Here is a 2,317-nt window from a genome sequence, read left to right as displayed (position 1 = left end):
CGGGAATCCCCCTGTCGGTGACGCTGTCGATATCGATGTTGCGGTTGGAATCGCGGTTGGAGTCTCTGTCGAGGTCACCGCGGATGTCGGTGTCGAAGGCGGCGCAGCTGACGGAGTCGGCGAAGTGGACGGAGTCGGCGAAGTGGACGGAGTCGGGTGCGAGGATGCCGCCGACGGCGGCTGGGCGCTTGGCGAGCCCGTCGGCCCGAGGGCCGATGATCCCGGTGGGTTAGAAGACGACGGTCTCTCGCCAGGGACCTTGGTCTCCGGCGTCCGGGACGATTGTGACGTTTTACACGGGCTCCCCGACGACGACGCGCATCCTCCCGACTGCGCAGGAGAACCTCCGGGCGTTGCGACCACAGGCAGCAATGTGCGGGTCGGGCCGGGTGAGGGCGGTCCGGGACGCCAGCCGCCGAGCGCTACCTTCGCGGCGGCCAGCCCGCTGCGCACCGCGCCTTCCATCGTCGCGGGCCAGTCCGTGTCGGTCCACGCGCCGGCAAGCGCAAGCCCGGGCAGCTCAGTGGCCGGGCCGGGACGCAACGCCCGGGTACCCGGGGTCTGGCGGAATGTCGCGGTACGTTCGCGGGTCACGAACACCTCGATCGCCTCGGCGTCCCGCGCGGCAGGCAGCAGCCGGCGCATCTCCTCGACGAAGATGTTGCGGATCTCACCGGCAGGCCGGTCGATCCACTCGTCCGCGGCCGACAGGGAGATCGCCAGGTACTGCCCGCCCGCGCGGGCGGGGTGCTCCCCCACTGACCCCGCGATCCCGCTCGACGCGGTACGGTCGAAGACCCACTGCACGGGGGACCCCACCACGGCCAGGAAGGGTCCCTTGAGCACCGGTCGATCGTAGATCATATGGACGTTGACGATCGGTGACGAGCCGAGTTCGACGAACCGGTTTGGGTCCCGCACCGCGCCCTCGGGCAGCAGCGCGGCAGCCGCCGGCCCCGGCACGGCAAGGATCACCGAGTCGGCGTCGAGCGAGCCGCTGTCGGTGGCCACGCGCCAACCGGTCGCCGTCCTGCTGAGCGTGCGGACCTTCACCCCGGTCCGCACGTCTGCACCGACGTCGGCAAGCTCCGAAGCCGCGGCTTCCCCGTGCAGCTGCTGGAGGGGAACCTCGGCCCACCCGATGTCACCGGCGTCGGCCCGCTCCAGCAGACCGGTACGCACGACCTTGGCGGCAAGCCCGAGGGAGGCCGCGTCCGCGGGGGCGTTCAGGGTGGCGACGGTCAGCAGTTCCCACAGCGCTTCGATCGCAGCCGGCGACTGACCCCGGTCGGCCAGCCAACTGCCGAACGAGACGCCGTCCACCTCGGGCCGGCTCGGGTCCAGCCGCCCGAGCCGGTAGGCGGCAAGCGCGGCCCGCAGTCGCTGGCCGAGCGGAAACGCGCGGTACCCCAGCAACGCCGGGGTCAGGTGCAGCGGCGCCGGCCAGGGGATACGGGTACGCCGCAGCCGGGCGTTCGCACCGGACCGGGCAAGCAGCACCGGGACGTCCAGCCGCTCCTGCAGGGTGGTCAGGTGCTCGACCCCGAGCCGGCGGAGGAACCCGCGGTAAGCGGTACAACAGCGCATGAAGACGTGCTGGCCGGTGTCGACCCACATCCCGTCCCTGGCGAACGAGGCGGTGGCGCCGCCCAGTCGCGGTCGTGCCTCCAGCACGGTCACGTCCGCGCCGGCATCCGCGGCGACCAGCGCGGCCGACAGGCCGGCCAGCCCGCCACCGACCACGACCAGCCGGTGAGCTCCATGGCCCGGTGGCACCGCGACGGGCTGCGCCGCAACGGGCTGCACCACTATGGGCAACGCCCGGTTCGACGGCGTCCCGGTGTTCACGCTCATGCGGCGGACACCTCCGGACGACCGGCCAGGCTACGCGCGGCCACCACCGCCTTCTCCCAGCCTGGCAGCGAGAGCCGCTGGTGTAGGACGGGAGCGGGGTCCGTCCTGATCCGGCGATTGAGCCGCAGGTAGATCCCGGCCATCGCCCCGCAGCACGCGGCGCTTCGCCGGTCGAGCATGGTCAGCAGTTTCAGGCCGCGCCCATACCACTCATCGGCTCGCTCCGCACAACTGCGCAGGTACTCGACGAGTGCCTCCGGGGGGCCGCCGAGCCGGCCGTCCGGGCCGAGGACAAGGGTGATGCCGGCCTTTTCCAGTTCGGCCCGGGGCAGGTAGATCCGGCCGGTAATCAGGTCCTCCCGGACGTCTCGGAGAATGTTGGTCTGTTGCAGGGCGATCCCGAGTTCGTCGGCAACCGTGGCGGCCCCCGCGTCCGCGTGCGCCGCCGGCGGTGCCGAAGATC

2 protein-coding genes are annotated in these 2,317 nt (G+C 71.9%); both read right to left on the bottom strand.

Going from position 1 to position 2,317, the window contains the following annotated elements:
• A partial coding sequence (hpnE, locus tag DD1DGNOD_RS06555) for a hydroxysqualene dehydroxylase HpnE (protein WP_131769671.1) occupies positions 1-1,854 on the bottom strand: 1,854 nt, incomplete at its 3' end.
• Positions 1,851-2,317: squalene/phytoene synthase family protein (locus DD1DGNOD_RS06550; RefSeq protein WP_165036483.1), on the bottom strand; the 467-nt coding region annotated here is incomplete at its 5' end. The genes hpnE and DD1DGNOD_RS06550, both read right to left, overlap by 4 nt.

The organism is Candidatus Protofrankia californiensis (assembly GCF_900634765.1).
GTDB classification, from domain to species: Bacteria; Actinomycetota; Actinomycetes; order Frankiales; family Frankiaceae; genus Protofrankia; species Protofrankia californiensis.
The sequence above is the reverse complement of the archived record's forward strand: the minus strand, read 5'-3'. Positions and strand labels throughout refer to the sequence as shown.